General features: G+C 71.6%; 21 protein-coding genes. 11 read left to right on the top strand and 10 right to left on the bottom strand.

Annotated elements, in window-relative coordinates:
* Window positions 1–13 precede the first annotated feature (13 nt).
* Window positions 14–562 (bottom strand): hypothetical protein, encoded by a 549-nt coding sequence (locus H9I49_RS02090; protein WP_188028658.1) that lies wholly within the window; start codon window positions 560–562, stop codon window positions 14–16.
* A 267-nt stretch (window positions 563–829) separates the two neighbouring features.
* On the opposite strand from H9I49_RS02090, the gene H9I49_RS02085 reads away from it, so the two are divergent.
* Window positions 830–2,815 carry an N-acetylmuramoyl-L-alanine amidase gene (locus H9I49_RS02085; RefSeq protein WP_188028657.1) on the top strand — a complete coding sequence of 662 codons (1,986 nt, stop codon included), beginning with the start codon at window positions 830–832 and terminating at the stop codon, window positions 2,813–2,815.
* A gap of 85 nt (window positions 2,816–2,900) precedes the next feature.
* Here the strand turns inward: H9I49_RS02085 and H9I49_RS02080 are convergent, their stop codons facing one another.
* Genes H9I49_RS02080 through H9I49_RS02070 form a run of 3 tightly spaced genes read right to left on the bottom strand, consistent with a single transcriptional unit; the run spans window position 2,901 to window position 6,489 of the window.
* Complete coding sequence (locus tag H9I49_RS02080; RefSeq protein ID WP_223128231.1) at window positions 2,901–4,826, bottom strand: penicillin-binding transpeptidase domain-containing protein; 1,926 nt, start codon at window positions 4,824–4,826, stop codon at window positions 2,901–2,903.
* Window positions 4,827–4,861: 35 nt separating this feature from the next.
* A complete protein-coding gene (locus tag H9I49_RS02075) occupies window positions 4,862–5,800 on the bottom strand; it encodes a hypothetical protein (protein WP_188028656.1) in 939 nt (312 codons plus the stop codon).
* 56 nt (window positions 5,801–5,856) lie between these two features.
* Window positions 5,857–6,489, bottom strand: a complete 633-nt coding sequence (locus H9I49_RS02070; RefSeq protein ID WP_223128230.1) for an N-acetyltransferase — start codon at window positions 6,487–6,489, stop codon at window positions 5,857–5,859.
* A 100-nt stretch (window positions 6,490–6,589) separates the two neighbouring features.
* On the opposite strand from H9I49_RS02070, the gene H9I49_RS02065 reads away from it, so the two are divergent.
* Genes H9I49_RS02065 through H9I49_RS02055 form a run of 3 tightly spaced genes read left to right on the top strand, consistent with a single transcriptional unit; the run spans window position 6,590 to window position 9,443 of the window.
* A complete protein-coding gene (locus tag H9I49_RS02065) occupies window positions 6,590–7,693 on the top strand; it encodes an App1 family protein (protein WP_188028654.1) in 1,104 nt (367 codons plus the stop codon).
* Window positions 7,694–7,705: 12 nt separating this feature from the next.
* The gene (locus tag H9I49_RS02060; protein ID WP_188028653.1) at window positions 7,706–8,566 is read left to right on the top strand and encodes an Fpg/Nei family DNA glycosylase; all 861 of its coding nucleotides are present in this window, start codon (window positions 7,706–7,708) and stop codon (window positions 8,564–8,566) included.
* Between the two features lie 40 nt (window positions 8,567–8,606).
* Window positions 8,607–9,443 (top strand): hypothetical protein, encoded by an 837-nt coding sequence (locus H9I49_RS02055; protein WP_188028652.1) that lies wholly within the window; start codon window positions 8,607–8,609, stop codon window positions 9,441–9,443.
* A gap of 24 nt (window positions 9,444–9,467) precedes the next feature.
* Here the strand turns inward: H9I49_RS02055 and H9I49_RS02050 are convergent, their stop codons facing one another.
* Window positions 9,468–10,115 carry a GntR family transcriptional regulator gene (locus H9I49_RS02050; RefSeq protein WP_188028651.1) on the bottom strand — a complete coding sequence of 216 codons (648 nt, stop codon included), beginning with the start codon at window positions 10,113–10,115 and terminating at the stop codon, window positions 9,468–9,470.
* Between the two features lie 80 nt (window positions 10,116–10,195).
* On the opposite strand from H9I49_RS02050, the gene H9I49_RS02045 reads away from it, so the two are divergent.
* Window positions 10,196–11,524, top strand: coding sequence for an amidohydrolase family protein (locus H9I49_RS02045; RefSeq protein ID WP_188028650.1), 1,329 nt, complete (start codon window positions 10,196–10,198; stop codon window positions 11,522–11,524).
* Between the two features lie 8 nt (window positions 11,525–11,532).
* Here H9I49_RS02045 and H9I49_RS02040 read toward each other — a convergent pair whose 3' ends face one another.
* Window positions 11,533–11,862: a rhodanese-like domain-containing protein gene (locus H9I49_RS02040; protein ID WP_188028649.1), complete on the bottom strand. Its 330-nt coding sequence runs from the start codon at window positions 11,860–11,862 to the stop codon at window positions 11,533–11,535.
* 53 nt (window positions 11,863–11,915) lie between these two features.
* On the opposite strand from H9I49_RS02040, the gene pdxY reads away from it, so the two are divergent.
* Both pdxY and H9I49_RS02030 read left to right on the top strand, forming a co-directional pair.
* Window positions 11,916–12,764 (top strand): pyridoxal kinase PdxY, encoded by an 849-nt coding sequence (gene pdxY, locus H9I49_RS02035; protein WP_188028648.1) that lies wholly within the window; start codon window positions 11,916–11,918, stop codon window positions 12,762–12,764.
* 234 nt (window positions 12,765–12,998) lie between these two features.
* Entirely contained in the window at window positions 12,999–14,219 is a 1,221-nt protein-coding gene (locus H9I49_RS02030) for an ATP-binding protein (protein ID WP_188028647.1), read from the top strand.
* A gap of 103 nt (window positions 14,220–14,322) precedes the next feature.
* On the opposite strand, the gene H9I49_RS02025 is transcribed toward H9I49_RS02030, so the two are convergent.
* Window positions 14,323–16,572: a hypothetical protein gene (locus H9I49_RS02025; RefSeq protein ID WP_188028646.1), complete on the bottom strand. Its 2,250-nt coding sequence runs from the start codon at window positions 16,570–16,572 to the stop codon at window positions 14,323–14,325.
* Between the two features lie 127 nt (window positions 16,573–16,699).
* Here H9I49_RS02025 and H9I49_RS02020 point away from each other — a divergent pair, with 127 nt between their 5' ends.
* Entirely contained in the window at window positions 16,700–17,053 is a 354-nt protein-coding gene (locus H9I49_RS02020) for a UBP-type zinc finger domain-containing protein (protein ID WP_188028645.1), read from the top strand.
* Window positions 17,054–17,617: 564 nt separating this feature from the next.
* Window positions 17,618–18,490 carry a peptidoglycan DD-metalloendopeptidase family protein gene (locus tag H9I49_RS02015; protein ID WP_188028644.1) on the top strand — a complete coding sequence of 291 codons (873 nt, stop codon included), beginning with the start codon at window positions 17,618–17,620 and terminating at the stop codon, window positions 18,488–18,490.
* A 46-nt stretch (window positions 18,491–18,536) separates the two neighbouring features.
* On the opposite strand, the gene H9I49_RS02010 is transcribed toward H9I49_RS02015, so the two are convergent.
* On the bottom strand, window positions 18,537–20,924 hold the full coding sequence (locus H9I49_RS02010) for an excinuclease ABC subunit UvrA (RefSeq protein ID WP_188029566.1): 2,388 nt from the start codon (window positions 20,922–20,924) through the stop codon (window positions 18,537–18,539).
* Between the two features lie 88 nt (window positions 20,925–21,012).
* Window positions 21,013–22,416, bottom strand: coding sequence for an alanine--tRNA ligase-related protein (locus H9I49_RS02005; protein ID WP_188028643.1), 1,404 nt, complete (start codon window positions 22,414–22,416; stop codon window positions 21,013–21,015).
* Between the two features lie 49 nt (window positions 22,417–22,465).
* Here H9I49_RS02005 and H9I49_RS02000 point away from each other — a divergent pair, with 49 nt between their 5' ends.
* Window positions 22,466–23,491, top strand: coding sequence for a YdcF family protein (locus tag H9I49_RS02000; RefSeq protein WP_188028642.1), 1,026 nt, complete (start codon window positions 22,466–22,468; stop codon window positions 23,489–23,491).
* A 27-nt stretch (window positions 23,492–23,518) separates the two neighbouring features.
* Here the strand turns inward: H9I49_RS02000 and sigJ are convergent, their stop codons facing one another.
* A complete protein-coding gene (gene sigJ / locus H9I49_RS01995; RefSeq protein WP_370587391.1) occupies window positions 23,519–24,412 on the bottom strand; it encodes an RNA polymerase sigma factor SigJ in 894 nt (297 codons plus the stop codon).
* Window positions 24,413–24,504: 92 nt separating this feature from the next.
* On the opposite strand from sigJ, the gene H9I49_RS01990 reads away from it, so the two are divergent.
* A complete protein-coding gene (locus tag H9I49_RS01990; protein WP_188028640.1) occupies window positions 24,505–25,290 on the top strand; it encodes an SDR family oxidoreductase in 786 nt (261 codons plus the stop codon).
* Window positions 25,291–25,393 lie beyond the last annotated feature (103 nt).

Here is a 25,393-nt window from a genome sequence, read left to right as displayed (position 1 = left end):
GTATGCCGCCGGGTCACCCCGGCGGCATACCGGCCTTCTGCGTGCACCGCGTCGTGGCGGGCACGGAGAGCGTGACGTCGCTGACCAGGGTCGCGACGAGGCCGGCGACCTCCCCGAGCGAGGGGTCGCTGAGCGCGAGCTCGCGGGCCAGGTCGTCGGTGACCGAGATGGTGATCGGGTCGCTCTCGGTCTGGTCCGGGTCGAGCGGTGGGAGGTCGTCGGTCGGCAGGTCCGTGGCAACGCTGAGCCGCAACGTCGCGAGCAGCGTCACGAGCTGCCGCTGCTGCGATGCGGTAAGGGTGCAGACGCGACCGTGGACCGAGCGGGTGTCGACGCGGATGCGCCCGTCGGCCTCGAGCACGACGCGGTCGTCGAAGCCGGCGATGCCGCCGGTACGCCGCAGCGTGAGGGGGAATTCAGGGCTGTAGGACGGGGAGGCCGAGTCCCCGCCGGCAACGAGTCGTCGGGTCGCGCTGGTCGTCGTGGCGACAGGGCGCGAGCCGTCGCCGGACGCATCGGCGGCCGGGGCCGCACCGCACCCACCGACGAGGAGTGCTGCCACGGCCAGTCCCACCCATCGGCCTCCGCGCCCCATGGTGACCATGGTGCGCCGTGGGGCCTGCCGATGCACGTGCGACGCGGCGGAGTCGGCAGAACTCGTCGGCGTTTTCGAGTGGCGGGCTTCGGGATGCGCGTGAATGCTCGCTGTCAGAGGTGTGTCCCGGACTCGGGTCCGGCCGCACCTCGAACCCACAGCGAGGTCGGAGACGGCATACCCGTGTCGGCTCGGATCGCCTTGTGGCCACAGGGAGACGAAAGGGACAAGCGAGTGACAGCCAACAGCACACGACAGCGAACACGAGGGGCCCGCCGGGCGCGGCAGTCCGTCGCCGCACTCGCCACGGTGGCCGCCGTGGCGGCCGGACTGGCCATGGGGAGCCCGACGGCGCAGGCCGCCGACCCCGCGACGACGAGTGCCGGCACCGGTTCCGGCACCGACGCTGGCAGCCGTGAGCGCGCTTTTGCCACGGCCTCGGCCGAGTACGGCGTGCCGCGCACGGTCCTCGAGGCGGTGTCGTACGCGCAGACGCGCTGGGACTTCAACCCCGGGCACAGCACCTCGGGCGGCTACGGCCCGATGCACCTCGTCGACGCCGACCTCGGCTCGCCCACGGAGGCCAAGGGCCTCGGCGAGGCACCGGCCGCCTCGGCGGCCTCCCGGGCGACCCCGGTCGCCGACACGCTCGGTCGCGCGGCCCAGCTGACCGGGCTGGACGAGGACGCGCTGCGCACCGACGAGCTCGCGAACATCCGTGGCGGAGCAGCGTTGCTCGCCGCCACGCAGAGCCGGCTCGGCCTGCCCTCGGGCGCCGGCACCGACGCGGGCCAGTGGTATGCCGCGGTGGCCGACGCCTCGGGGTCCGTGCAGGAGGACGTCGCGGCCGCGTTCGCCGACGACACGTACGCCGTCATCGCGGCGGGAGCCTCGCGCCACACGGTCGACGGCAAGGACGTGTCGCTCCTGCCCTCCACGGCGGCGCCGGACAGGGGCCAGCTCGGCAGGCTCGGCCTCGTCGAGAAGACGACGAACCCCGCGGTCGACTGCCCGCCCGGGCTCGAGTGCGACTGGGTACCAGCGCCCTACCAGGACCTCGGCGGCGGTGACTACGGCAACCACGACCTCGCGAACCGGCCGACCTCGCCGAAGATCACCAACATCGTCATCCACAACACCGAGGCGAGCTATGCGACGACGCTGAAGCTCGTCACCGACCCGACGTACGTGTCGTGGCAGTACAGTCTGCGCAGCTCCGACGGCCTCATCGCCCAGCACCTCGAGCCGAAGGACGTCGGCTGGCACGCGGGCAACTGGTACGTCAACAGCCATTCGATCGGCCTCGAGCACGAGGGCTTCGCTGCGACCGGTGCCGAGTGGTTCAGCGAGCCGATGTACCGCTCGTCCGCGCGCCTCGTGCGCTACCTGGCGACGAAGTACGACATCCCGCTCGACATGCAGCACGTCTTCGGCCACGACCAGATCCCCGGCGTCACCCCGGCCAACGTCGCCGGCATGCACTGGGACCCGGGCCCGTACTGGAACTGGGAGCACTACTTCCAGCTGCTCGGCGCCCCACTGTCGTCGCACGAGGCGGAGGGCGCGAAGGACCTCGTGCGCATCCTGCCCGGCTTCGACGCGAACGTGCAGCCGCTGACCTTCTGCGCGACCGGCGTCGCCGACAGCTGTGGCCAGCAGGGCACGAACTTCGTCTACCTGCGCACGTCGCCGTCCGAGACGGCGCCGCTCGTCAACGACGTCGGGCTGAGGCCCGGCGGAGCGCCGTCGACCACCCGGGTCTCCGACATCGGTGCCCGCGCCCAGGCCGGGCTGACGTTCGCCGTGGCGGAGCGCCAAGGTGACTGGACGGCGATCTGGTTCAACGGCGTCAAGGCCTGGTTCCTCAACCCGGCGTCCGCGCCGACGGCGATCCCGGTCACCGGCTCGTACGTCGTGCCCAAGGCGGGCCTGGCCAAGGCCCCCGTCTACGGTCGCGCGTACCCCGAGGCGGCGGCGTACCCGGCTGGCATCCCGGTGCAGCCGCTCGCGCCGCTGCAGTACACCTTCGCGGCGGGCCAGCGGTATGCCGTCGGCGACCTCACGGTCCCGACGAACTACTACCGGGCCGTGACGTTCTCACCCGACACGCCGAACGACCACGTCGACGTCGTCGGGCAGGACCGCTACTACCAGATCTCGCTCGGCCACCGGTTCGCGTTCGTGCGCGCCGCCGACGTCGACGTCATCACAGCCCAGTAGCCCGCGCGAAAGTGCCCACTCGACGAGCCTCTGTGTCGAGTGGGCACTTTCCACCGCTCCACACGTCGAGCGGGGGCTGACGGGGTCAGCGCAGGTCGTACGCCTTGAGGAAGCTGAGGATGAACGGCGCCGAACCGGTCACGCCGTTGTCGCCGACCTCGTTGTAGGCCGCGATCGCGATGTCGCCGCGGCCGGCGACCATCCAGGTGTGGGTGTCGGGCGGGCTCTTCGTGCCGAACTCGGCCGTGCCGGTCTTGGCGAACTCGACCCCGACCTGCTTCAGGATCTTGCCCGAGCCCTCGTTGACGACGGCCCGCATCTCCTGGCGCAGGACCCCGGCCTCGGTCGGGTCGAGCGGCGTCGTGGGGGGCGGCAGTGACTCGTCGCCGGCGACGAGCTTCGGCCGGACCGTCTGCCCCTTCATGACCGAGGCGACCACGACGGCCATCGTCAGCGGCGAGGCCTCGACGCGGCCCTGACCGATGAACGACGCGGCGTGCTCGACGACGTCGTCGGTCGTCGGCACCGACCCGAGGAACCCGGTGAACGGCAGGTCGAGCTTCTCTCCCATGCCGAGCGACTGCGCGGCCGAGGCGAGGTCGTGCTGGTTCACCTTCTTGTACTGGCTGATGAAGGCGGTGTTGCACGAGTACGCGAGAGCCGTCTGCATCGGGATGTCGCCGAGCTTGTCGGACGGGTAGGTCGTGTAGTTGCTGAAGCGGCGTCCGTTGACCGAGAGGGTCGGCGTGCAGGGCAGCTTCGTGTCGGCGGTGGCACCCTTGCGCACGAGCGCGAGCGAGCTGGCGATCTTGAACGTCGAGCCGGGCGCCTCCTTGCCGGCGAGGGCCAGCGTCGAGCCGTCGGCGCCCGGTCCGACCGCGGCGGCGAGGATCTCGCCGGTCGACACCCGCACGGCGACGAGGGCGGTCGGATGCTTGGTCTGCTTGGCGAGGGCGGCCTCGGCGGCGCTCTGGGCCTTCGGGTCGAGGGTGATCGTGAGGGGCTGGCCCTCGGTCGAGACCTCGGCGAAGAGCTCGCGCTTCTCGAGCGCGCTCCCGTCGGCGCCGCGCTTGACTGCGTGGACGGCGAGTCCGGCCGTGCCGCGCAGCTGGGCGTCGTAGCGGTACTGGAGGCCGTTCTTGCCGATGGTGTCGCCGGCCTCGAGCGCACCCTTCGACGCCTGGACCTGCTCGGCCGTGGCCTCGCCGACCGTGCCGAGGATCGGGGCGGCCCAGGTGCGGCTCGGCCCGAGCACCTGGAGGGCGGGCACGGTGAGGGCGCCCGTGACCTTCTCGATGGCCGCGCCGTTCTTCTCGAGGATCGGGTCGGTCTGGCGCAGGGTCAGGCCCGCGACGAACGCCTTCGGCCCCGCGGCGGTCACCTTCGCGGCATACCTCGTCGGATCGATCTCGAGGAGCCCCGCGAGCCGCTTGGCCGACGCGGCGACCGCACCGCCCGACACCTTCGTCTTGTCGATGCCGACGACCGACACCTCTCGCTCGGTCATGATCTTGCTCCCGGACGCGTCGACGATGTCGGCACGCTTGGGCCACTTCCGGGCGATGTCGAGCGTCTCGTCGGCGGCGAGCTGCGGAGCGACGACGCCCGGGGTCCACGTGACCTTCCACTGGTCGTCGACGAGCGTGAGGTTCACCTGGGTCTCGTAGGTCCAGTCCGTCGAGGACTTCGACACGTCCCAGCGGCTGAAGAGCGTCGCCGTGGCGTGGTCGGACCCCTCGTTGTGGCTGAGGTCGCTGAGCGACACCTGGGGCCTCAAGGCGCCGAGGTCCTTGTAGGCGGCCTTGACGAAGGCGGTCGCCTTGGCGGGCGTCGTGCCCTTGAACGCCACCGCGCCGAGGTCGGCCTTGACGAGCCCTGCCGCGAGCGCCCGAGCCGTGTCGTCCGGCGCCGGCGGCGACTCGAAGAGCGAGCACCCGGCGCCGAGCGTGCCGACGAGCACGCCCGACAACGAGACGGCGACCAATGACCTGAGCCGGGATCCCCTGAGCATGGCCCCACGGTACGTGGCCCGGGTGGCGCGACCCGTCACCGCCCAGCCCGCCACAGCACGGCGGTGCCGAACCCTCCGACGAGGACGGCGACGGCATACAGGGGCCAGGACTGGTGCTCCGGGCGCAGCGCAAGCAGGAAGACGTCGCGACCGGCCTCGACGTGCTCACGCAGGCCGTGGGGCAGGCCCGAGCGGGGCCGTAGCAGCGAGACGAGGTACCCGAACGCGGTCTGGCCGGCAGTGCACACGGCGACGACCGCGAGCGCGCCGGACCACGCGACGGCGCGTCCGACCGACCGCAGCCCGAGCCCGGCCAGCGTCAGGCCGACGACCACGGCGCCGACGAGCGGGGTCCACGGCAGCAGCTCGCGGGACCGCTCGGCACCGCGCAGGGCCACGAGCAGCGCGCCGACCCAGCCGCTGAGCGCGACGGCGAGCGGCGCGGCGGCGAGGGCGCGCAGGACGGGACCGGCCTTGACCACGACGACGCCCAGCGTGAGACCGAGGATGGTGCCTGCGACCGCGACGGCGAGCACCCCGAGGAGCACCCGGTCGTCCCGGTCGAAGTCGGTGCCGAGCTGGCGGGTGGCTCCGGCCGACTGCGTGATGGTGTACGCCGCCGCGGTGAGAGCCCCGACGACCGCAGAGGCGACGGATGCGAGCCCCCGGCCCTCGCGTGGACGCACCCAGAGGGTGGAGGAGGCCGCGACTGCGCCGCCGACGAGGGTGAGGCTCAGCAGCAGGCCGAGCCGCGGGGTCGTGAAGGGCAGCAGGGTGAGGTAGCCGTCGGTCACCGAGCCCGTCGCGACGTCGGCGGGCCAGGTGCGGGGCGACCGGGCACCGAGGCCGTCGACGATCCAGGGCAGCGCGCCGACGACCCACCAGCCGGCCGCCGCGAGGGGCAGCACCGGCCACACGAGCGTGCGGGCCTGCCGTCGATGTGCCTCACTGCCGAAGCCAACGCCGTTGTCCACGCGCAGATCCCAGCACGTCGGCCCGACACGCGCCAATCGTCCGGCCTGGGCGACCGCTAGCGCTCCGGACGCCAGAGCTGCACCGACGCGACCGGCTCGAACCCGGCGGAGAGGAAGGCGCGCAGGGCCCGCGCGTTGCCCGGCGCGCAGGCCGCGACGACGACGTCACCCTCGGGCACGAGGGTCAGGGCGTCGCGCACGACGTGACCGCCGACGTGCTCCTTGCCCGGGTCCGTCTCGACGCCCACCTCCGGCAGGCCACCCAGCCCTGTCGAGAGGGTCACGAGCGTGTGGTCGTGGGGGGCGGCATACCCGAAGGTCGCGACGTCGCTGCGGACCGAGGTCGCGTGCTGCGCGCGCGGGTGGTTGCGCAGGTCGCTGCGCGGGACGAGGGCCGGCTCCCCACCGGTGCCCCGCGCGACGAGGACGATGTCGAGGGCGTCGATCCAGCCGCGGCCGGCGAGGCGCGACACGACCCGTGGGTTGCTGGCGCCGCCGTAGCCGTCGGGGCCGAGTGAGACGAGCGTGCCGTCCGAGACGTCGTCGTCGACCGCGAGGTAGGCATGCCCCGTGAAGGCGAGCACGCCCTCGACGCCGGGACGCCACGGCTCGATGCGCTGCCAGCTGCCGTCGACGGCGGGGAAGTCGCCGCCTGCGGCCTTGCTGAGGACTTCGGCAATGGGGTGCACGGCGTCCATACAACCCGTCGTCCGTCGCGCTCGCCCGTCGGGGTCCACCTGTTGGCACGCCGCCCCGCTTCGTCGCCGCGTCGGCGGGTAGGTTGTGGCCATGTCACGACCGCACGCGGCCGCCATCGTCGAGGACGCCTTCAACCGGCAGGTCGAGCGCGTCCTCCGCCGGCGGGGGTGGAGCAACAAGGTCGTCACGCACATCGGCTACGGATCGACGTCGTTCGTGCGCGTCTTCGCTCGGATCCTCTTGCAGCGCAAGGGCCAAGCGGGGCCGCCGAGCCGGCAGGACGCCACCGGAGCGCTCGCGCCCCCGCGCTACGACCGTGGCTGGCGGGTCTTCGTCAGCGCACACGCGAGCGGGGTCCCGGTGACGGTGACCATCGGCGACCGCGAGGTCTACGGCCGGTCCGACCGCAGCGGCCACATCGACCTCGTCGCCCACGACCATGGCCTGGAGCCCGGCTGGCAGCAGGTCGTCGTCAAGGCGCAGGGCGCCGACCCGGTGCCGGCCGACGTCTTCATCGTCGCCGACGACGTGACGCACGGGATCATCAGCGACATCGACGACACCGTCATCACGACGATGCTGCCGCGGCCCATGATCGCCGCCTGGAACACCTTCGTGCTGCGGGGCAAGACCCGTCGCGCCGTCGCGGGCATGGCGCCGATGTACCGCCGCATCCTCTCGGCCCACCCGGGCGCGCCGATCGTCTACGTCTCCACCGGCGCGTGGAACACGACGCCGACGCTGACCCGCTTCCTGCTCGAGAACGGCTTCCCGCTCGGGCCCCTGCTCATGACCGACTGGGGCCCGACCAACACGGGATGGTTCCGCAGCGGTCAGGACCACAAGCGCACGTGCCTGCACCGTCTGGCGCGCGACTTCCCGCGCATCACGTGGCTTCTCGTCGGCGACGACGGCCAGCACGACCCGGCGCTCTACTCGGAGTTCGCGGAGGCGCGGCCCGACCACGTCGACGCGGTCTGCATCCGCCACCTCTCACCGACCGAGCAGGTGCTGTCCAACCCGATCAAGCTCGACCCTCCGCTCCGGCCGTGGGCCGCGCGGTCGGTGCCGACCTTCTCGGCTCCCGACGGCTACGGCCTGCTGCGGGTGCTCGAGGAGGCCGGGCGGGTCGGCGAGGCAGTGGCGCCCGAGCAGCAGCCGTCGCGACCCGGCCGCCCGGTGGGTGCCGGATGACAGACTGGGGCCATGCCTGAGCTGCCGGAGGTGCAGGCGCTCGTCGACTTCCTCGCCGAGCGGACGGACGGTCTCGCCATCACGAGTGTCGAGCTCGCGTCGTTCAGCGTGCTCAAGACGTTCAACCCGCCGCCCCAGGCGCTCGAGGGTGTCCCGGTCGACGGCGTCCATCGCCACGGCAAGTTCCTCGACATCGACGCCGACGGCACGCACCTCGTGTTCCACCTCGCCCGGGCCGGCTGGCTCCGCTGGTCCGACCAGCTGCCATCGACGGTCCTGCGCCCCGGCAAGTCGCCGATCGCCTTGCGGGTCAGGCTCTCCGACGGCTCCGGCTTCGACCTGACCGAGGCCGGCACCAAGAAGTCGCTCGCCGCCTACATCGTCACCGACCCAGCGCAGGTTCCGGGCATCGCGCGCCTCGGCCCCGACCCGCTGGCCGACGACTTCACGCTCGACCGCTTCCGGGCCATGCTCGACGGTCGGCGCACGCAGATCAAGGGCCTGCTGCGTGACCAGGAGTTCATCGCCGGCGTCGGCAACGCGTACTCCGACGAGATCCTGCACGTCGCGAAGATCAGTCCGTTCGCCATCGCGGGCTCGCTCGCCCCGGAGATCGTCGACCGGTTGTATGCCGCCCTGCGCGAGACGCTCGCCAGTGCCGTCGCGACGGCGTCCGGCAAGCCCGCGAAGGAGCTCAAGGACGCCAAGCGGGCCGGCATGCGCGTGCACGCCCGCACCGGTGAGACGTGTCCCGAGTGCGGTGACATCGTCCGTGAGGTGTCCTTCGCCGACACCTCGCTGCAGTACTGCGCCACGTGCCAGACGGGCGGTAAGCCGCTCGCCGACCGCCGGATGTCCAAGCTGCTCAAGTGAGACGCGGCGAATTCGTCCGGAATGCAACGGTTCCGGGGTCATGGTTGTCTTCCCCATCATGAAGTCGTTGACGCGCCGCGCCCTGCGCGGTCCCCTCCACCCGGTCCGTCCCGTCGTTGCAGGTGTCGCCGTCGCCGCCGCGGCCGTCCTCGCCACGAGCGCGTGCGGCCAGGTCCCGTCCCCGTCGGCCACGTCCACCCAGGTCGGCGACGCCGGCACGAGCAGCTCCACGGCCAGCGGCCCGAGCACCGACACGAACAACGCCACGAGCAGCGCCACGAGCAGCGCCCCAGCGGACCGGCACACGGTCACGTCGGGGGCCGTGCGCCTGGAGGCATCGATGGCCGTGGGGCTCCCGCAGCACCCATCCGGCAACGGCATTCGCCGGATGCCCGGCCTCGTCGTCGAGTACACCCTCACCAACACCGGTTCCGCACCGCTCGTGGCCTACGACGTCGTGCCCGACGACCTGGGCAGCGCCACCGTGCCGCAGGACGTCAACCCCGAGCACGCGTGGGTCTACGTCGAGTCCGGCGTCCTGCGCCTCAGCAAGCAGGGTTTCGCGCCCGCGCCGGGTGTCCGCTTCGCTGCCGCACCGGTGACCGGTGCCCGCGCGCTCGAGGCTGGGGCACGCCTCACGGGCCGGGCGTATGCCGTGTCGCCGCCGACGCTCGACGTGCCCGGCGACTCGTTCGACGCGCCGCGTGCCGCGGTGGGGGCGGGCGTCGAGCAGTGGCAGTTCTGCGTGCAGGTCGGCGAGCGCACCGGGACGCTGCGGGCGGTCCCTGCACGTGGAGACGTTCTCCAGGCACCGACCGCCGCGCCGTCGGGTGACGACCTGATCTGCACCGAGCCCGCGACGATCCCCGTGGCCTGAGGCCTCGCGCGACCCGCGCCTGCCTCAGGGGCGCGGGGCCAGCCTCGCCACGGCGGCCTTGCTGCTCGCGAGGTGATCGGCGAAGACCGCGGCCGCCCGGTCGGCGTCCCGCGAGCGCAGGGCCTCGACGATCGAGCGGTGCTCGGCCACCATGGCTGCCGGCTCGGTGTGCTGGTTGAGCAGCCAGGCCATGCGCCCCGCGACGGGCTCGATGATCGAGCTGAGCACGCGGCTGCGGGCGAGGTCGACGAGAGCGGAGTGGAACTCGGCGTTGGCCCGGACCGCCTCCGTGTGCCGCCCGGCGCGATCGTGGGCGTCGGCGCTGGCGACGAGCCCGTCGAGCGCCGCGAGCCCGGTGTCGTCGAGGACGTCGACGAGGCGTCGCGAGAGCACGGCCTCGAGGGACTCGCGCACGGCGAAGAGCATCTCGACGTCGTCGGGGTCGAGACGGCGCACGACCATGCCGCGGGTGGCGCGCTCCTCGAGGAAGCCCTCGCGCTCGAGCATGCGCAGCGCCTCGCGCACGGGCACGCGGGAGACCCCGAGCTGGTCGGCGACCTGGCGTTCGACGACCCGGCTTCCGGGTGCGAGGTCGCCCGAGACGATGCGCTCGCGCAGGGCCTGCGTCACCGAGTCGCGCAGCGAGCCGGCATGTTCCTCACGAGTAGGCATTGACCCCTCCCTCCATTTTGGTATACCAATTTGGTATACCAAATCTGGCTCATGCCGAGCCTAGCCCAGGAGGACCCGCCATGTGCCTGCACGACCACGACGCCACGCCGACCCTGCCGCCTTCGGCACTCTCCCGCCGCAACGTCCTCGCCGGCGCAGCCGTGCTCGCCGGTGTCACGACGAGCGGCGTCGCCTCCGCCGGTTCGGCCCAGGCTGCTGACGACGCGGCCCGGGGCCACACCGGCTCGGTCCGGCCGAGCACCCCGGCTCCCCTCGTCGTCGAGGGCGGCTCCGTCGTCGACCCGCTGACCGGCCACGTCGTCGAGGACGGCGTCGTCGTCCTGCGCGACGGCCGCGTCCTCGCCGTCGGCTCACGCGACACGACCCGGCGGGCGGTCACCTCGGTCGGTGCCGCCGCGCGACGCGTCGACGCATCGGGCCGCTGGGTCCTGCCCGGCCTCATCGACGTCCACGTGCACGCCAACGCGCTCGCCGACGCCCGCGCCATCGTCCAGGCCGGCGCCACGTCGGTGCGCAGCGGCTCGTCGACCTTCTACCAGGACGTCGCGATGCGCTCCATGCCCGACTGGGCCCCTGGCACCGCGCCGCGGATGCGCGCCGCGGGCATCTTCGTCTCGCCGCAGCTCGGCGACTCGGTGCTCGCCGACCCCGACCTGGCCCCGCTCGCCGCCCTGCCCGGCGGCGTGACGTCGACGACCGACATCGCCCACGTCACGAAGGTCAACGTCTCCCGCGGCGTCGACGTCGTGAAGACGCGCGCCAACCCGCGCGCAGGGCTCGCCGAGCAGGACCCGACGGAGCTCGTCTACGACCGCGAGCAGCTGTCGGCCGTCGTGCGCGCCGCGAGCGGGCGACCCGTCCTCTGCCACGCGTACAGCGAGGACGGCATCGACGGCGCCGTGCGAGCCGGCGTCCGCAGCATCGAGCACGGTGTCTTCGTCGGTGACGCGACGATCTCGGAGATGGCCCGCCGGGGCACCCACTTCACGCCGACGCTGGCCGCGATCACCGGCATGATCGGCTCGAGCAACCCGGTGCTCGACGCCCGCGGCCGCGAGTACGCCCCGATCCTCATGGCGGCCGTGCGCGAGGCCCATGAGCGCGGCGTGACGATCGTGGCCGGCACCGACTCGTTCGGGACCGACGTCGACCCGATCGGCGCGGAGGTGCGCCTGCTCGTCGAGGCCGGCCTGAGCCACCTCGAGGCGCTCCGCGCGGCGACGACGTATGCCGCTCGCCTCCTGGGCTGGCCCCGCGAGGCCGGGCGGCTGGTCCCCGGGGCCTTCGCCGACGTCGTGGTCGTCGACGCGAACCCGCTCGAGGTCGCCGACGCGCTGGAGCGGGTGCGCGTCGTCATCGCCCAGGGAGCGGTCGTGCGCGAGGCCTGACCGGCTCCTCAGATGATGTCCGGCTCGCCGTCGGCGGCGAGCTGCTTGCCGGCGCGCTGCCACTCCAGCATCCCGCCCTCGACGTTCGCGACGTCGTAGCCCTGGTGCACGAGCCACTGCACGGCGCGGGCCGAGCGTCCGCCCATCCGGCAGACGATCGCCACCGTGTCGTCGGACTCGGGCAGCTCGTCGAGACGCGAGGGGAGCTCGCCGAGCGGGATGTGGATCGCGTTGGGTGCGTGGCCCGCAGCCCATTCGTCGGCCTCCCGGACGTCGACGAGGAGGGCGTCGTCGGGCAGCTCTGACACGGTCGTCGTGGGGATGCTCATGCCCTCCATCCTCTCAGGCCCATGCGAGTCGAGCCCCAGCCGCGTCGTTCTAGGGTGGCGGGGTGAAGATCCTGTCGATCCAGTCCCACGTCGCCTACGGTCACGCCGGCAACTCGGCTGCAGTCTTCCCGCTCCAGCGCCTCGGGCACGACGTGTACCCCGTGCTCACGGTGACCTTCTCCAACCACACCGGCTACGGCTCGACGCGCGGGCCGCTCATCGCACCCGCCGACGTGGCGGCCGTCATCGACGGCGTGGAGGAGCGCGGCGTCTTCCCGGCGATCGACGCCGTCCTGTCGGGTTACCAGGGCGCCGAGGCGGTCGGCGAGGTCGTGCTCGACGCCGTCGCGCGGGTCAAGGAGGCCAACCGCTCCGCGGTCTACTGCTGCGATCCCGTCATGGGTGACGTGGGCCGAGGGTTCTTCGTGCGTGATGGCATCCCCGAGTACCTGCGCGACCACGTCGTGCCGCGGGCCGACATCGTCACGCCGAACCAGTTCGAGCTCGCGTTCCTCGTCGGCCGCGACCTGACCACGCAGGCCGACCTCGTCGCGGGGGCCCGCGAGCTGCTGGCGCGGGGTCCGAGCGTCGTCCTGGTCACCAGCGCCCTGACCTCCGACACCCCGCCGGGCTCGATCCAGATGGTCTGCGTCACGGCCGGCGACGCCTGGGTCGTGACGACCCCGCTGCTCCCGATGACGGTGCGCGGAGGCGGAGACGTGACCGCTGCGGTCTTCCTCGCCCACTACCTCACGGACGGTCCGCAGGTGGCCTTGAGCCGCACGGCGGCCACCATGTACGCCGTCCTGGAGCGCACGCACGCGAGTGGCGCGGAGGAGATGCGACTCGTCGCCGAGCAGGACGCCATCGCGAGCCCCGACGAGGTTTTTGAAATCTCGTCGATCACTTGACCGTTTCTCCGCTGGGAGCGTTATAGTCGCAAGGCGCCGTTCCGCATGACCACCCCTGACCGTGCGGAACGGCGCTTTTTCATGCCCGTATTGAGTGGAATTCCCCTCAAACGACGTGGGTCCCGTCGAGCGGGCGCGGCAGGTCGTCCCTTGCTGTCCCGGGCGCGCGACGCGCCGATGGCGCCCTATGTGGATGTCTCAGGTTTCCGGTAGAGACGCGTATACCCTCCGAGCGTGGACCCGATCACGAACCCGTACGCCCCGGGCGCGGGCCAGCGCCCACCCGAGCTCGCCGGTCGCGACGAGCAGCTGCGCACCTTCGACGTCGTGCTCGAACGCATCGCGCGCGGCCGCGCGGAGCGCTCGATCGTCCTCACCGGGCTGCGCGGCGTCGGCAAGACCGTGCTGCTCAACGCCCTGCGCAGCTCGGCCGTGCGGGCCGACTGGGGCACCGGCAAGTTCGAGGCGCGCCCCGACCAGCGCCTCCGGCGCCCGCTCGCCGCCGCCGCGCACCAGGCCGTGCGCGAGCTCGGCCACCCCCGGGCCGACGACGTCGACCAGGTTCTCGGCATCATCAAGTCCTTCGCCCTGCGCGACGCACCCTCCGGCGCCAAGCTGCGCGACAAGTGGCAGCCGGGCATCGACGTGCCCGCCGTGACGGGCCGCGCCGACTCGGGCGACATCGAGATCGACCTCGTCGAGCTCTTCACCGACATCGGTGGCCTCGCAGCCGACGTCGGCAAGGGTGTCGCCTTCTTCATCGACGAGATGCAGGACCTCGACCCCGAGGACGTCTCGGCCCTGTGCGCGGCGTGCCACGAGATCTCCCAGTCGGGCCTGCCCGTCATCGTCGTCGGCGCAGGTCTTCCCCACCTGCCCGCCGTCCTCTCCGCGTCGAAGTCCTACTCCGAGAGGCTCTTTCGCTACTCCCGCATCGACCGCCTGCCGCGCGAGGCCGCTGACCAGGCTCTCGTCGGCCCCGCCTCGGAGGAGGAGTGCGAGTTCACTCCCGAGGCTCTCGACGAGATGTATGCCGTCACCGCGGGGTACCCATACTTCATCCAGGCCTACGGCAAGGTCGTCTGGGACGTCGCGCCGACGTCACCCGTCACCGCACAGGACATCCGTGTCGCCGTGCCCGAGGCGGAGTCCGAGCTCGCCGTCGGCTTCTTCGGCTCGCGCTTCGAGCGGGCGACGCCGGCCGAGCGGGAGTACCTCCGTGCCATGGCCGACGCAGCGCTCGTGAACTCGCATGAGCAGCAAGGCGACTCGCCGGCCGATGAGCGCGAGGCGGTCCCGACCTCTGCCGTGGCCGACGTCCTCGGACGCAAGCCGCAGTCGCTGTCACCCGCGCGCGACGCGCTCATCAAGAAGGGGCTCATCTACTCCGGCGAGCGAGGACTCATCGCCTTCACCGTGCCGCACTTCGGGCGCTACCTCCGCACCCAGTCCTGAGCGCCTCGCGGACCCCGGACGGGGCTCAGCGGCATACGACCTGTTTCGTATGCCGCTGAGCTCACGTGGGCGACGGACGTCACCCCGCGCTGGGGGTCGGGTATCAGGCCTCGAGCGAGAACCCGATCGCCTTGGGGACCGCCTCCCAGCCGATGCTGCTGCCGGAGACGATCGTGCGGTCCCAGGCCCGGAGGCGCAGGACGTAACCGCATGGCGCCATGATCGCGGTGTTCAGCTGCCACGTGCCCGACGTGCCGACGGTGGGAGCCAGCGGGAAGGTCGACGGTCCGGAGAGCGTCGGCGTCGTGCCCGCGGCAGGACCGGCTGGGTCGAGCTCCAGGGCCACGGTGCGGAAGTGGTCGTCCGACACCGAGTAGGAGCCGACGAGGATGTCGCCGAGCTTGAACTTCATGCACTCCTGCGCCGGGAACGTCGTCCCGCCGCGGATGTACTCCGTGATCGTGAAGGTGCTCGTCGGCGCGACCTCGTCGAGCCGGAGCCGGACGTTGGCGCGGGTCGTCCCGTCGACGCACAGGACCGTCTGCGCCGAGTAGATCGTGCCGATCGGATCCTTCGCCACGACCTCGATCTCCCATCGACCGGTCATCGGCACGGACGTCGACCACACGGCGAGCACGTTGCCGACGACGCGGCGCCACCCTGCACCGGCGATGTTGGGGTCCTCTTGGTAGGTGTAGAAGTCGTCTGAGTCGGTCGACTGCGTCATCGCGAACTGCGTCGGCAGTGCCGCCCCGACCTGTTGGGTCACGGTGATCCCGAAGTCGTTGGTCAACGCCTTGAAGGAGCCGCCGTTGTCGACGTCGCGGACGCGGACGCGGTACTTCCTCGGGACGGCGCTGATGTCCGGCGCGCCGGGGATGAAGCCGGTGACCGTGACGACGCCGCCGAACGGCTGGTCGGCCGGGTCCAGGGTGCGACCGTCGTTCTGGTCGATCGCGCAGACCGGCACACCGCTGATCGCGTCGACGATGGGACGCAGCCCGACGACGACGCCGGCTGGCAGCTGGACGGTCGTCTCCTCGCGGTTGCCCCACGTCGGCACCCAGTCCGGGTTACCGGTCGGGGGCGCCGCCGCCCAGGAGAGGATCGCGCGCACCTTCGGCTGGACCGGCCCGTCGACGCAGGCGCGGCGGTGGGCGAAGCTCGCGATCGGGAGGAAGACCGCGTAGCGCAGGCCTCCGGCCGGCACGGTCACGTCGTGGACCTTGACGCTCGCGGTGCCGACGTACTCGAGGCCGCCGCCCCAGTCCATCCAGAAGGCGACGTACTCTGTGCTGCCTGCGGTGCACGGACCACCGGAGTAGCCGCTGGGCCGCTTGATCGTGACGACGCCGACGAGGGCGTCCTCGACCGGGTCGTAGCCGATGCAGCCGAGCTCCTCGAAATCGGTGTTGCCGTCGGTCGTGGCGAGCGCGTCGAGGATGTCGGTGATGTCGAGGTCGAGGCCCCCGAAGTCGAACATCGACCCGGGGAACATCGACGCGGCGAGTCCGGCGTCAGCGGCGAGACCCCGCGGCTTCGTCGGATCGGGGCCGGGCTGCACCTCGGTGACGTCGGCGAGGAGACCCCCTGAGGCGAGCAGGGCCTGGTTGACCTGTGGGAAGACGAAGCGGTGCGGCTCGACCTTGTCCTTCGTGTAGGTCTTCACCAGAGTCGAGAGCGGAGCCGGCGGCGGATCCTTGAGCACGAGCGGCTGGTCGACCTCGACGATGTCGACGAGCGGCACAGGGAGCTTGACCTCGAGCGCCTCGACGAGGTCGCCGACGACGAGGAGCTTGGACCCCGTGGGCTGCACGACGACGTCGACGACGTTGCCCCAGACCGGGACGAAGTTCGGATCGCCGGCCGTCGGCGGCTGGCTCCACGAGAGGATCGCGCGGAGCGTCGGCTTGTTCTCGACGAAGCACCACCGGTGCTTCACCGGGATCGCCAGGTTGACCGCGAAGTCGAGGGGCCGCGCACCCGTGGTGTCGTGGACGCTGAAGGAGTCCATGCCGACGTCGACCCAGCTTGCGCCGTTGTCGTACGACACGAAGAAGCGGACGTACTCGCGGGATCCGCCGTTGCAGAGCGTCCCGCCGTATCCGGAGTTGGCCTTGACGCGGACGACGGCTTCGGCCTGGTCGAGAGCGGGATTGAGGCCGACACAGGTCAGCGTCTCGAACGACGTGTTGCCCTTGATCGGTGTGACGACCGGGAGCTCTGACTCAGCAAGGGTCCCGAAGTAGTTCGGGTTGGCCATGAGCAGCGCCGGCTGACGGGAGCGAAGGACGAGGTGGGCCTTGTCCACCCGGACGGGACGCACGGCGGCCTTGGATGTGCTGGCGGGCATGGGACTTCCTCTCGGCGGGGCACGGCCCCCGAGGCCGCGCCGACACCACACAGTGGTCCGAGCGAGCCGATAGATACCGGCGGCTGACGCGCGGGCGGCCGCGGCCGGGCCGTCGTAGGCTGCGGACATGACGGATGACGCGCTCTCCGGGATCGACCCCACCGTGGCTCCGAGCGGGACGGGTTGCCTCGAGTGCCTCGCCGGTGGCGGCTGGTGGGTTCATCTACGGCGCTGCGCGCAGTGCGGCCACATCGGGTGCTGCGACACGTCGCCGGCGCAGCACGCCTCTGCCCATGCGCGGGAGACGGGACATCCGGTGACGCGCAGCTTCGAGCCGGGGGAGGCGTTCTTCTACGACTATCGGACCGAGGAGTTCGTCAGGGGGCCGGAGCTCGCACCGCCGACGAGCCGCCCGGTCGAGCAGGGGTCGCCGGCTCCGGGGGACCGCGTGCCGGTGAACTGGCGGGACCTGATCCACTGAAGGTTGCGGCCGCCCTCGTGTCCGTGCCGCCCCGGCTCAGGGTGTGGCCAAGGTTCAGCATGAACAAGGCGATCAAACGGCGCGGTCCGCAGGGACCTCCAGCGGTTCCTCGACGCACTCGAAGGCGGCGATGACACGACTTCAGCAGGTGACCCTCTCGCACTTCGAGCACGTGGAGACAGAGATGGAACCGATCCTCCTCCAGGCACCGTGACGCGCCGGAGGTCCCCGAGCCAGCCGAGAAGTTCGGCAAGCGCCTGACTCCCGTCAAGGGAGGCCGTTTCATCGCGTGGGGCCTGGACGGCGCGTCTGCGGACGAGAAGGCAGCAGTGACCAGGGAGATCCCGGGACCCGTGGTGACGATCGTCGGAGGCGTCTTCGGCATGCCGTGTCGCCGCCGAGTCGCTCCCGTCCGGAGAGTGTGAGGACCTACCTGTCGGGATGGGGAGTCCTCCCCATCCCGCCGAGGCGGCTGCTGCCCCTAGCCTGACGCGCGTACGGCCCGCGTCCGCGTTCGCGCTCGTGGGAGCAAGGGGCGCGAGCCCCGCGGCACACAGGGGAACCATGAAGAAGAACACCTTTGCAGTGGTCGCAGCCGCGACCACCCTCGCCGGTGCGCTGGTGGCGCCCGTGCCCACCGCGCAGGCGGCCACCGCGAAGAACGGCGTCTGTGAGACAGGCGAGTTCTGCCTCTACTACAACTCCGACAACCAGGGGTCGCTCGTCGACCTCGCCAACAGCCAGTCCGACTACGGGACGGGAGCCGGCTGTGTCGCGTTCGTCTCCGCCGGCAGCGGCAGCGGCCAGTGCGTCAAGAACAACGCGGCGTCCGTGTGGAACCGTGAGGGCGCCGTGGCGACGGTGTTCTACCGGAGCGGCTGGTCCGGCGCCATCGACTCCATCGAGCCGGGTGTCAGGGCGAACCTGCGCTCGGAGCTGAAGAACGAGAACGCCGGCCACCTCGTCGGCGTCGGCGCCAACGACGACTTCGAGTTCGGTGTGTACCACTCGGCATCGGCCCGTGTCACCGCCTGGTTCGACGGGTATCTCAACACCGCGGGTCGGCACGAGGGCATCGACGTCGCGTACCAGTCGGGCGCCGACGTCTTCGCCGTGCTCGGCGGCACGGTGACCCGCGTGACCGAGGGAAGTGACGCCACCGACGCCTTGTCCACTCTCGCGGTCTACAACGCGACGTACGACAAGACGGTCGTCTACCTGCACCTGAACCCACTGACCTTCTCTGTGGGACAGGCGATCTCGCGCGGTCAGAAGATCGGCGACGAGGCCGCCCGCGGTGCCGCCGGCTCGCACACGCACGTCGAGATGCGGCCCGGCCGCCAGACGGCGGCGACGTTCAGCAGCGACACGACGCTCGTGAACCCGGTGCCCACCCAGTTCTGGATGGACCGCGGCTACAACGCCTGCTGCCAGTGACGGCTGGCGCGTGGCCGACCAGCTCGGCCACGCGCCCGCCGGGCCATCAGGCCCCGACGTACTCGCTCAGGTGCTTGCCGGTCAGCGTCGAACGGTCGGCGACGAGTGCGGCGGGCGTGCCCTCGAAGACCACCTGACCGCCGTCGTGGCCGGCCCCGGGTCCCAGGTCGACGATCCAGTCGGCGTGCGCCATGACGGCCTGGTGGTGCTCGATGACGATGACCGACTTGCCGGAGTCGACGAGGCGGTCGAGCAGCCCGAGCAGCTGCTCGACGTCAGCGAGGTGCAGTCCGCTCGTCGGCTCGTCGAGGACGTAGACGTCACCCTTCTCGGCCATCTGGGTGGCCAGCTTGAGCCGCTGCCGCTCGCCTCCGGAGAGGGTCGTCAGCGGCTGGCCCAGGCTGACGTAACCGAGCCCGACGTCGGCGAGCCGGCGCAGGATCGTGTGCGCGGCCGGCGTGGCCGCGTCGCCGCCACCGAAGAACTCCTCGGCCTCGGTAACCGGCATCGCGAGCACCTCGGCGATGGTGCGGCCGCCGAAGGTGTACTCCAGCACAGAGGCCTGGAACCGCTTGCCCTCGCACTCCTCGCAGACGGACTCGACCGTCGCCATCACACCGAGCTCCGTGTAGATCACGCCCGCGCCGTTGCAGGCAGGGCAGGCGCCCTCGGAGTTGGAGCTGAACAGTGCGGGCTTCACGCCGTTGGCCTTGGCGAACGCCTTGCGGATCGGGTCGAGCAGGCCCGTGTACGTCGCCGGGTTGCTGCGCCGCGAGCCGCGGATCGCTCCCTGGTCGATCACCACGACGCCGTCACGGCCGGCGACCGAGCCCTGGACCAGGGAGCTCTTGCCGGATCCGGCGACCCCTGTGAGCACGCAGAGCACCCCGAGCGGGAGGTCGACGTCCACGTCCCGGAGGTTGTGCGCCGACGCCCCGCGGACCTCCAGCGCGCCGGACGACGAGCGAACCGATCCCTTGAGCTTCGCCCGGTCGTCGAGATGGCGACCGGTCGTGGTGTCGCTTCCGCGCAGCCCGTCCACCGTGCCCTCGAAGCAGATGGTGCCGCCGCCCGTCCCGGCGCCGGGGCCGAGGTCGACGACGTGGTCGGCGATCGAGATGGTCTCGGGCTTGTGCTCCACGACGAGCACGGTGTTGCCCTTGTCCCGCAGCTGCAGCAGCAGGGCGTTCATCCGCTCGATGTCGTGGGGGTGCATGCCGATCGTCGGCTCGTCGAAGACGTACGTGACGTCGGTGAGCGACGAGCCGAGGTGGCGGATCATCTTCGTCCGTTGGGCCTCACCGCCGGAGAGCGTCCCCGACGGACGGTCCAGCGAGAGGTAGCCCAACCCGATCTGCGCGAACGCGTCGAGCAGGTGTTGCAGCCCGGTGAGCAGCGGAGCCACCGACGGTTCGTCGAGGCCGCGCACCCAGTCGGCCAGGTCGGTGATCTGCAGCGCGCAGAGGTCGGCGATGTTCTTCCCCCGGATCCTGGAGGCGAGGACCTCCTTGGTGAGCCGGGTGCCGTCGCACTCAGGACAGGTCGTGAACGTCACCGCCCGCTCGACGAAGGCGCGGATGTGCGGCTGCATCGCGTCGACGTCCTTGGAGAGCATCGACTTCTGGATCTTCGGGATCACGCCCTCGTACGTCAGGTTGATGCCCTCGACCTTGATCTTGGTCGGCTCCTTGTAGAGCAGGTCGTGCAGCTCCTTCTTGGTGTACCTGCTGATCGGCTTGTCCATGTCGAACAAGCCGGAGCCGCTGAAGATGCGGCCGTACCAGCCATCCATGCTGTAGCCGGGGATCGTCAGGGCGCCCTGGCTGAGGGAGAGGCTGTCGTCGTAGAGCGCGGTCAGGTCGAAGTCGGTGACCGCGCCCATGCCCTCGCAGCGCGGGCACATGCCCCCCAGGTAGACGGCGTCGCGCACCACGCTCTTCTCGACGCGGCCGCCCTTGTCGGTGCTCATGACCCCGCTCGCCTTGCGCGTCGGGACGTTGAACGAGAAGGCCGTCGGCGGCCCGACGTGCGGCCTGCCCAGCCGGCTGAACAGGATCCGCAGCATCGCGTTGGCGTCGGTCACCGTGCCGACCGTCGAGCGGGGGTTCGCGCCCATCCGCTCCTGGTCGACGAGGATCGCGGTCGTCAACCCGTCGAGGACGTCGACCTCGGGCCGCGCCAGCGTCGGCATGAAGCCCTGCAGAAAGGCGCTGTAGGTCTCGTTGATCATCCGCTGGGACTCGGCGGCGATCGTGTCGAACACCAGCGAGCTCTTGCCCGATCCGGAGACGCCGGTGAACACGGTCAGCCGGCGCTTCGGGATCTCGACGCTGACGTCCTTGAGGTTGTTCACGCGCGCACCCTGCACGCGGATCAGGTCGTGGCTGTCGGCGACGTGCAGGGTGGGCGACGGCGTATCGGTCCTCGCGGCCATGGTTCTCGTGTCTCCGTTCCTGGACATGGCGCTCACGCTAGAGCGCCGGAGCGGTCCGCGCTTCTCGATTCCTGACGGCCACCTCGAGTCACTCGGCCGCCGTCTCGCCCGAGGCGCGCAGCGAGCGGGCGCGCTGCGCTGCCATCTGCTGGTCGAACTCCTCGCGCCATGTGTCGCTGACGGCGATGCCCTCGGCGTGCGCCTCCTCGGTGGACAGCTCGACCGGGAACCCGTAGGTGTCATGGAGGACGAAGAGCTCCACCCCGGTGACGCCCGTGTCGTGGTAGGTCTCGAGCTGGCGCAGACCCTTGCGCAGGGTCCGCCGGAACGCCTGCTCCTCCTTGGAGAGGACTGCCACGACGAAGTCGGCGTGCTCCTTCACCTCCGGGTAGTGGACGTCGTAGATGCCCACGACCGTCGGGATGACCTGCGGCAGAAGGCTTTCCTCGAAGCCGAGCCCGAGGGCGAAGCGGACGGCGCGCCGGATGAGGCGGCGCAGGACGTAGCCCTGTGCCTTGTTGCCGGGTCGCACGCCGTCGACGGCCAGGAACGTCGCCCCCTTCAAGTGGTCGGCGATGACGCGCATGGCGACGGTCTCGTCCTCGTAGCTGCGGCCGGAGAGCTCCTCGAGCTTCTCGATGATCGGCCACAGCAGCCCGATCCGGAACACGTCGGGGGTGTCGAGTGCCGCCGCGGCGATCCGGGCGAGCCCGCCGCCGTAGTCGACGTTGCGGCGAGGCAGCGGCTCGAACCCGGTGGCCGCACGGACGTACTCCATGAAGACCGAGTTGCCGAGCTCGATGAACCGGCCGCAGTCGCAGTTCGGGTGGCAGTGCTCGCCGTAGGACCGGTCGTGCTCGACCTGCGGGAAGAGGTAGAAGACCTCGGTGTCGGGCCCGCCCGGTTCGCCGACGGGCATCTCGTCCGCGCTGCCGCCCCGGCACCACCAGTTCTTCTTGCCGTAGAAGGCGATCCGCGCGCCGCACGAACCGACGGCGGCCGCGCGCTCCTCCGTGTCGAGCTCGACCTCGTCGGCGCTGAGGCCTGCGCCCGCGAACAGCCGGGCCCAGATCGCTGCCGACTCCTCGTCCTTGGGTATGCCGTTCGCCGGGTCCCCACTGAAGCACGAGACGTAGAGCCGGGCGGGGTCGAGGCCGATCCGCTCCGTGAGGAACGTCCAGAACTGCGGGATCTGCTGCTCCTTGAAGTAGTCGCCGAGGCTCCAGCTGCCGAGCATCTCGAAGAACGTCGTGTGCCGGTTGTCGCCCACCTCCTCGATGTCCTGCACGCGCAGGCAGGTCTGGCTGTCGGCGAGTCGTGTGCCGGCAGGGTGCTCTGCCCCGAGGAGGTAGGGGAGCAGGGGCTGCATGCCGCTGCCGGTGAAGAGCGTGGTCGGGTCGTCCCGCGGGACGAGTGGTGCCCGCGGGATGACGACGTGCCCCTGCTCCCTCATGTAAGTGAGGAAGGCGCTCCGGATCTCGTCGGCGTCCATCACCCGATTGGACACCGCGGCCCCGACCCTGTCGAGGCATGCTCGGGGCATGGTCCCGCTCGCCCTCGCCGCCGCCGCGTTCGTCTCGGGAGCCGTGTTCGCCCGCTCGTCGCGCACCGAGCCCCGGCGCTGGCGCAACGGCGTGCTGCTCCTCGTGGCGGCGTGGACGGGGCTGGCGGCGGTCGAGGTCGTCGTCGAGCCGGACCTCGTCGACCTCGCCGACGGGATGGTGGCCCTGGTCGTCGTGCCGTGGGCCCTGGCTGCGGTCCTCGGCCTCCTCTGCGTCGTCAACGGCCTGCGCGTGCTGAGCCGCGAGGGTCGCGGTCTCGGGACCGTGATCTCGCTCGTGCTGGGGCTGGGCATGCTCGTGGTGACCGCGGTCGGGTTCGGGCTCGCCCGCGCCGGCGAGCCCGCCCTCTCGGTCGTCGGGCTCGTCGTGCTCCTGCTGCCCGGCTACCCGGCGCTCGCCTTCCTCAGCTATCTCCTCTACTGCCTGCTCTACCGCCGCCACCGGGCACGCCGCGCGCCCGTCGCGATCATCGTGCTGGGCTCCGGGCTCGTGCAGGGCACGGTGCCGCGCCCGCTCGCCCGCCGCCTCGACGCGGGCCTCGCCGTGTGGCGCGGCGAGCACGCGCGGGGCCGCTCGCCTCTCCTCGTCCCGAGCGGCGGCCAGGGCGCGGACGAGCCGGTGGCCGAGGGCGTGGCCATGACGGCATACCTCGTGGAGCAGGGGATGGCGCCCGGCGACGTCCTGACCGAGGACCGCGCGAGGACCACCGAGGAGAACCTCCGGCTCGCGCGCGAGCTCCTCCGGGAACGGGACGTCCCGGTCGACAGGCGGCACGTGCGCGTCGTGACGAGCGGATACCACGTCGGCCGTGCCGCCCTCATCACGAAGCGGCTGGGGATCGACGCGGACGTCACCGGCGCGCGGACCGCGTGGTACCTCGTGCCGAGCGCGTTCCTGCGCGAGTTCGTCGCCGCCCTGACCCTCCACCCGTGGACCGTCCTCGTCGGCCTCGCGGCCTGGGTGGCGTGGACGGCCCTCGTCACGTATGCCGTGGTGGTGCGCTGACCGTCGCGGCCACCAGTCCCGCCGTCGCTACGTCCCCCCGAAGTGGGACAGGTCGAGGCGGGTGAGCCGATCGGGGTCGTAGAGCACGTCGATGGCGGCGATGCGACCGCCGGTGACCGTGAACGCCATGACCGAGAAGGCCTTGCCGTTCACGACGACGACGACGCCCGCGGCGCCGTTGACGAGGGCCGGCTGGACGAACGGCGCCAGCTTCGCCGCCATCGCCGCCTGGGCGGCGACCACACGCGCGGTGCGGATCTCGACGGTCTGGCGGGCCTTCGACGCGCCGCCGTCGGCGCGCAGAACGACCTCCGGGTCGAGCACCGCGACCAGCCCGTCGAGGTCGCCGTCGCGGGCCGCGGCGAAGAACGCGTCGACCACCGCGCGCTGCCGGGCCAGGTCGGGGTCGGGCACCGGCGCCCGGCCCTGCACGCGGCGCCGGGCCCGGCTCGCGAGCTGGCGCACGGATGCCGGCGTCCGGTCGAGCAGCTCGGCCACCTCCTCGAAGGGGACGGCGAAGAGGTCGTGCAGCACGAAGGAGACGCGCTCGGCCGGGGCCAGCGTGTCGAGCACGACCATGAGTGCGAGGCCCACGGAGTCGGCGAGCAGCGCCTCGTCCTCGGGGCCGAGGGGGCCGTCGGGGCTGACCACGGGCTCGGGCACGTGCACGTCGACAGGCACCTCCCGACGGTTGCGGCGCGTGCGGAGCAGGTTGAGGCAGACGCGGGCGACGACGGTCGTCAGCCAGGCGTCGAGGTTGTCGATGTCGTCGGGGTCGGTGCGACCCAGCCGCAGCCACGTCTCCTGCACGGCGTCGTCGGCCTCGGACAGCGACCCGAGCATGCGGTAGGCGACGGACCGCAGCCGCGGCCGCTGCGCCTCGAACCTCTCGTGCAGCTCTCCCTCGTGCGCCTCTGTCACATCTGCTCCTGTCGCGGTGTCGTACCGGGTAGACCCACCAGCCCCAGCAGTAGCGACCGGGCGGGCGCCCGGTCCGAGACCACGGAGACGACATGACATCACGCATCCTCATCACCGGCGGCACCGGGACCCTCGGCCGCCACGTCACGCCGCTGCTGGTCGCGACGGGCGCCGACGTGCGCGTCCTCAGCCGCGCAGCCCGCGAGACGACCGACGGGACGACGCCGGTACGCGGCGACCTCGAGACCGGAGAGGGCGTCGACGCGGCCGTCGCGGGAGCCGACACGATCGTCCACCTCGCCGGCAGCGCGAAGGGCGACGGGATCAAGGCGCAGACCCTCGTGCGCGCCGCGCGGTCGGCCGGGTCGCCGCACCTGGTCTACATCTCGGTGGTTGGTGCCGAACGCATCCCGGTGGTGAGCCGGATGGACCGCATGGCGTTCGGCTACTTCGCGTCGAAGCGCGCGGCCGAGGTCGTCGTCGAGCAGTCCGGCCTCCCGTGGACCACCCTGCGCGCCACCCAGTTCCACGACCTCGCGCTCACGACGGTGCAGGCCCTCGCGAAGAGCCCGCTCATGCCGTACTTCGCCGGTGTCCGTTTCCAACCCGTCGACACCGCCGAGGTGGCACGCCGGCTCGTCGACCTCGCGCTCGCCCCGCCCGCCGGGCTCGTCGACGAGATGGGCGGCCCGGAGGTGCACGAGATGCGCCACCTCGCGAAGACCTACCTCGAGGCCAGCGGCAAGCGTCGCCTGCTCGTGCCGATGCGCGTGGCCGGCCGCTCGGGCCGAGCAGTCCGCGCCGGTGCCAATCTCACCCCGGGGCACGCGGTCGGGCGGCGCACGTGGGCCGAGTTCCTCGACGAGCACGCGCGCTGATCTCGAGCCTTTTCCGAAAAAGCCTCTCAAGTCGGTCACACGACCGGGCTCCGAGGTCCACACTGGACAACGGGGCGTGGTCGCGCAAGCACCCGCTCCTGGG

This window comes from Terrabacter sp. MAHUQ-38, from assembly GCF_014518425.1.
GTDB lineage: Bacteria > Actinomycetota > Actinomycetes > Actinomycetales > Dermatophilaceae > Terrabacter.
This window is presented reverse-complemented; position numbering and strand designations above follow the sequence as displayed.